The 5,587-nt window shown below is 57.0% G+C and carries 4 protein-coding genes and 2 pseudogenes; 2 read left to right on the top strand and 4 right to left on the bottom strand.

Annotated features, from left to right (window positions below):
- Positions 1 to 213: 213 nt before the first annotated feature.
- Positions 214 to 957, top strand: coding sequence for a class I SAM-dependent methyltransferase (locus tag JCM13995_RS12665; protein ID WP_054666235.1), 744 nt, complete (start codon positions 214 to 216; stop codon positions 955 to 957).
- 29 nt (positions 958 to 986) lie between these two features.
- Here the strand turns inward: JCM13995_RS12665 and JCM13995_RS12660 are convergent.
- A pseudogene (locus tag JCM13995_RS12660) lies at positions 987 to 2,527 on the bottom strand (ABC-F family ATP-binding cassette domain-containing protein).
- A 193-nt stretch (positions 2,528 to 2,720) separates the two neighbouring features.
- Here JCM13995_RS12660 and lepB point away from each other — a divergent pair.
- Positions 2,721 to 3,320 (top strand): signal peptidase I, encoded by a 600-nt coding sequence (gene lepB / locus JCM13995_RS12655; protein ID WP_225350906.1) that lies wholly within the window; start codon positions 2,721 to 2,723, stop codon positions 3,318 to 3,320.
- 81 nt (positions 3,321 to 3,401) lie between these two features.
- Here the strand turns inward: lepB and JCM13995_RS12650 are convergent, their stop codons facing one another.
- The 3 genes and pseudogenes from JCM13995_RS12650 to JCM13995_RS14090 form a co-directional block, all read right to left on the bottom strand.
- Complete coding sequence (locus JCM13995_RS12650) at positions 3,402 to 4,151, bottom strand: DUF975 family protein (protein WP_054666233.1); 750 nt, start codon at positions 4,149 to 4,151, stop codon at positions 3,402 to 3,404.
- Between the two features lie 9 nt (positions 4,152 to 4,160).
- Positions 4,161 to 4,943: a glycosyltransferase family 2 protein gene (locus JCM13995_RS12645; protein WP_054666231.1), complete on the bottom strand. Its 783-nt coding sequence runs from the start codon at positions 4,941 to 4,943 to the stop codon at positions 4,161 to 4,163.
- A gap of 63 nt (positions 4,944 to 5,006) precedes the next feature.
- Positions 5,007 to 5,587 (bottom strand): annotated as a pseudogene (locus JCM13995_RS14090) (DeoR/GlpR family DNA-binding transcription regulator); the annotation flags it as partial.

Below are 5,587 nucleotides of genomic sequence, written 5' to 3'. Positions count from 1 at the left end.
TTGAGGCAACTAATTCAGTATACCTCGGTGAGCAGCCACTGTCAACAAAAAGTTTTAAGCGGCTTGCCGCAGCGCTTATCACGCCAGCGACAACTTTAATATCATACCAACCGTCCCATCGTCTGTCAACGCAATTTGAAAATTTCTTTTGCCAGTGCCCGCCCCTGAAACTTTGGTAAGATGAACAAAGAGGTTAAGAAAGGAAGAATCCCCATGACCAGCCAACAGGAATGGAACGACTTCGCGGCCACATACGCCCAGGTCCAACGTGAATCCCGGCTGCCTATCGAAACTGACGTAACCAGTTACCTGCAAACCCTTTTCCCCCTGGCTGAGCTGACAGTGGCAGACATCGCGGCCGGCACCGGGCGTTACGCCTTGCCTCTGAGCGGGGTCAGCCCCGCCGTGGAGCTGATCGACTGGGCGCCGAACATGCTGAAGCTCGCGGACCACTGGCTCAAAGCCCATCACCGGGCAAACTACACGTTGACCGTCGCCGACTGGCACACACTGCCGAAGCGGCCACGCGCAGATCTGATCTTCGTCAGCCAGCTGCCGACACTCACGCCAGATAATTTGCCTACGCTTCAGGCATTCGGGCGTCGCGCGCTGATTCTAAACCTTCAGACCCAGGCGACGAGTTCACTGCTGGCGCAAATGGCCCACCGCTTAAAAATGGCCATCCCTGTGCAGCCCCAGTATGACCCTCAACGAACGCGTACCATTACTGACTACCTCACGACCAATCAAATCCCATTTTCCACTCACGAGTTCCACTACACCCTGACTGATCAGGCCAGCGTCGGTGAGCTCCTGCCAAACTTCGCCCGGCCGTTTTCGGTGAATCAAGCCAACCAGCTCGCCGGCCAAATCACTGGCACTGCAAATGCCAATCAAATGACCACCGTCAACTTGGACTACCGCTTCCGACTGCTCGTCATTCCTCACGAGCACTAAAAAAAGCCGCACAACGGCGGCCTGACAAATTATTTTGCCCGTAAGTTCTCAATGTTGATGGTAGTGTCGACCCAGCTGTCATCGTAAAAGCCGGTTTCATGCGAAACCATCAGGATCGCGCCGGGGTACGCCTGCAAGGCAGCCGCCAGCGCGTTTTTCGTATCCTCATCCAAGTGATTGTCGGTTCATCCATCACCAACACGTTGCTGGGCTGCAGCATGAGGTCCGCAAGCTTGACCTTACTCTGCTCACCCCCGGACAGCATCTGCAACGGCTTGTCCATTTCCTCACGGGTCAGTGCCGTGCGCGCCATCACCTGCCGCAGCGGCCGCTGGGACAGTGCCGGGTACTTGTTCAGCAAAAACTGCAGCGGTGTCTGCTTCGGGATCTTCCAGTTCAGTTCCTGCTCGAAGTAAGCAACTTGACGTTATCCGCATACTCGACACTACCGCTGATCGCCTTTAGCTCACCGAGAATGGTCCGCAGCAGCGTCGTTTTGCCAATCCCGTTGAAACCTTCCAGCGCGATGACCTCATCTTTGGCCACCGTGAAGTTGATTGGCGCCAGCAGCGGCTGATCATACCCGACGACCAGATCGTTCACATCGACCAGAATCTGGCTTTGCACCTCCTGGTAAGGAAAAACCAGGTGAGCCTGAGCACGGTTGCCCGGCGGTGTCAGCTTGGTCATGCGGGCCAGCTGCTTCTCGCGGCTTTTAGCCATGGTCGAGCGCGTGCCAGCCTTGAACTTGCGGATGAAGGCTCCTGCTTTTTGATCTCGGCCTGCTGCTTCTCGTAGGCCTTCATGTAGGTCTCGTGATCGGCCTCTTTTTGCCGCATGGCTGGTGCAGCGACCCGGTGTACTTGGTGATCGTGCCGAACTCGATGTCCAGGATGGCGTTCGTCACCTGTTCCAGGAAGTCGAAGTCATGCGAGATGACAATGAACGCCCCTTCGAACTCCTGCAGCCAGCCGGTCAACCACTCAACATGGCTGACGTCCAGGTAGTTGGTCGGCTCATCGAGCAGCAGCATGTCCGGCTTTTCCAGCAGCAGCTTGGCCAAAATGATCTTGGAGCGCTGGCCGCCGGAAAGGGCATCGACAGGATGGTCGAGCCCGATCGCATCCAGACCCAGCCCGGTCGCGACGGTTTCGATCTTCGTGTCGAGGTCGTAAAGCTCGTTGGCCTCCAGCTCCTGCTGAAGCGTGCCGGCCTTTTCAAGCAGCTCGTCATCCGGATCCGCTGCATAGTCGGCGTAGATCTCATTCATCTTGGCTTCCTTGGCGTACAGCGAGGCAAACGCCGTGCGTAGAAATTCCATGATAGTCTGGCCAGGCTTCAGGTTCACGTACTGGTCCAAGTAGCCGACATTGAGGTGCTTTTTCCACACAATGGTGCCCGCGTCGGGCTCAAGGCTGCCGGTGAGGATCTTGATCAGCGTACTTTTGCCGACCCCGTTTTGCCCGACGACCCCCAGGTGATCTGCTTCGTTCACCTGGAAACTGGCATCTTGATATAACTGTTTGTCTAGGAACCGCTGGCTTAAGCCTGTTACTGTTAAGACACTCACCGTGAGCCCTCCTTTAATTTTTTTTCTGAAAACGACTCGATTAATGCTAGCACAACCAGGGGTGCTTTTCAAAGCGTTGGCCCTCGCCCAGCTGATTTTTCTACTATATGTACCCGCGCCACTCCGGCTTGGCCTTTCATTTTGTTTTTCTCCTGTGGTATGCTAAGTGAAATTAGTCTGGGAAGGTGTCAGTGTGAAGGAAAAAAATAGCGGGTGGGGCCGAACCCTCATTGAGTTTGTGGTCATGCTGGTCGTCGTCATCGTCGCGGTGCAGCTGCTGGTCAAGTTTGTGGTCAGCAAGGACATCGTGTCCGGCCCGTCGATGCAGACCACCCTGGAAAACGGCGACCGGCTTTACTCCTTGCGGCACAAGCAGGTCAAGCGCGATGATATTGTCGTGATCGACGCGCCTGACGATCCCGGCGCCTTGTATATCAAGCGTGTCATCGGCATGCCCGGCGACACGATCCGCTTCAAAAACGACGTCTTGTACCTCAACGGTAAAAGGACGGCAGAGCCTTACCTGGACCGCGCCTTCGCCAAAAAGGAAATCGCCAGTTACGCCACTAAAGAGGGCATGGACCCAAGCAGCATCAAGTTCACCATCAACTTCAACATTGCCACCTGGCCTTCCACGAAAAGCAAGACCGTACCCAAGGATTCGTACTTCGTCATGGGTGACAACCGGCTGATCTCCAAGGACAGCCGCTCGTTTGGCTTCGTCAAGAAGAACAAGGTGCAATCCGTGGTAGTTTGGCGCTACTGGCCACTCAACCAAATGAAAATCTTCTAACCAGGGCCGGCCTCCGCGATGAGGCCGGTTCTTTTGTGGGCAAAAAAAACTCCGAGGGCATCGGCCCTCGGAGTTTTTGCGTTACGGCATCATCTGCCGCTGCACTTCGTACTCGAGCCGCGCGTTGGCGTAAAAGCCAGCGTCGACCAGCTGAAGGTACGGGTTGATCAGAAAATCGAACAGATGCAGCGTCACCAGCTTGAGCAACTGCCAACCCAGTAAGCTGAGCTGCAGGCCGAAGTAGTTGAGCTTGCGCCCCCGCATCAGCCGCCAGGAGTCCAGCACCGCCGTCGTGCTGCTGTACGGGCGGCCGTCTTGCTCTTCCTGCCGGCCATCGTAGTAGCGGTAGTAACTCATCGACAGGCCGTAAATGGCGATAATGCCAGGGATCACCAGCAAGAAGAACCCGATGCTCTTCGCCACCCAGGTCAGCGCCAGGACCGAAAGCAGCCCGAAAAAGTAGCGGCTGTTAAACGTCTTCAGCAGCGCGGCCAGCGGCGACACCCGCTGCACCTTGCCGCGCATCACATCCAGGGCGGTAAACGCGATCCCCTGCGTGAACCACAGCATCACCACCGACTGCAGCAGTGTCTGGTTAGACAAATTGTTCGTGCCGGCGAGGTAATCGCTGAAATTATCGGGGCTTTTGACGATGTTGGCGAAACCATAAGATTGCATGATCTGCCACACCGTTAAAAAGGCCCAGGCGGTGAAGGCCAGCACAATCAGCCACGGCAGCAGATTGGCCGCCATCAGTGACCGATACATCCCCGGCTGCTTGAGCCGCGCCTTGGCTTGGTGTTTGATTTCGCGATGAGTCATTGACTGCATAGTGTCCTCCTAACGCTCCGAGCGCACCGGCTCTTCCGGTACGGTCCCGGTTTGATAACTGGTCCGGATAAGCCCGGCGATCCGCCACAGTGCTGCCAGCTGCTTGGGCAAGGCGCCAATGACACCTAGCGATTGGGTGGTTGAATCCCGCCGGACCACATGGTGGTAGGCGGGCTCACCCAGGTAGTAAAAGCGGCTGGCCGCCAGCGCGTACTGGGTGTTGAACAGCTCATCTTCCATCAAGGCGACCTGCTCATCAAACTGCAGGTGTGCGGATTCGATCACGCTGCGGCGGTAAAACTTGTTCCACAAATACCCGCGCAAGTACCCGACCGGCGCCAGCATGCCACTGAGAAACTGGCGGCGGGACAGCACTTTAGACCGTGCGGTGCGGTGCGGCAGAGCCCCTGGAGTCGGGTTATCCGTGTAAAACGGGCTGACCAAGATATCGTAAGGGCCAGCCTCCAGCGCCGCCACAAACCGCGCGATGAGGTGCGGCGCCATCCAGTCGTCGCCGTCCATAAAGGCGACGTAAAGCCCGCGCGCCTGTGCTAACCCGGCGTTGCGCGCCGCGGACACGCCGCGGTTGGCCGGCAGATAAATCGGCTCAATGCGCGGATCCTGGTCCGCTGCCTGTTCGATCACCGTCTTTGAGTCATCCGTGGAGTGATCGTCGACCAGAATCAGTTGCAGGTTGCGATAGGTTTGGTTCATTAAACTGTTCACGCCGCGCATCAAGTACGGGGCCAAATTGTAGATCGGCACGACCACCGACACCAACGGACTGGGCAAAGTGCCACCACCATTTCTTTTGTCGTCACTGGGCAAAGTATCACACAAACTGAACGCGAATTTCTAGTCAGACGCTTCAGGCGTCGCCACCATCAGCTGAGTCGTCGGCGCAAACCAGGCGCGCTCCTTTTTCGTCAAAGCGCGTTCGGTGATCAGCACATCGACCGCCGCCAGCGGAAACCCACGATACGGCGCCTGGATCTGAAACTTCTGAGTTTCCGACACCACGATTACCTGCCGCGCGGCTTCCGCCAGCGTCGCCTTCACGTCGCGTCGTCGGCGTACGGGAAGTACACCCCGTTTCGGCTCATGGCCGTAGCGCCGATGAACGCCGCATCAAAGGCGATTCGGCTCAGCTGCGCCAGGTTCTCGGGCTGGAAGAAGAAACGGCCGTGGTGATTGAGCTTGCCGCCGAGGACCCGCAGTGTCACATCACTTTTGACGGCCAAGGCGATCGCGTTATCCAGCGAATGCGTGTAAATCGTGACCGGTACGTCGATGCTTTGCGACAGTTTGAGCAGCGTGGTTGAGTCGTCAATGAAGTAGACCCCCCGGGCTTGATCAGGCTCAGCGCCTGCTTGGCCATTGCCGTCTTCTCGGTTGAAAAAACTTCAGCCGCTCCGAGTAGCTGGGGACCGTGTGCC

The sequence above is a fragment of the Lacticaseibacillus camelliae DSM 22697 = JCM 13995 genome, assembly GCF_001311195.1.
GTDB classification, from domain to species: domain Bacteria; phylum Bacillota; class Bacilli; order Lactobacillales; family Lactobacillaceae; genus Lacticaseibacillus; species Lacticaseibacillus camelliae.
Note: the sequence above shows the minus strand (reverse complement) of the source record. Positions and strands in the feature narration are given on the sequence as shown.

What these genes read in the sequence shown, in the direction of transcription:
- JCM13995_RS12665 (WP_054666235.1), top strand. Translation starts at nt 214, where the DNA reads ATGACCAGCCAACAGGAATGGAACGACTTCGCGGCCACATACGCCCAG.
- JCM13995_RS12650 (WP_054666233.1), bottom strand. Translation starts at nt 4,151, where the DNA reads ATGCAGTCAATGACTCATCGCGAAATCAAACACCAAGCCAAGGCGCGG.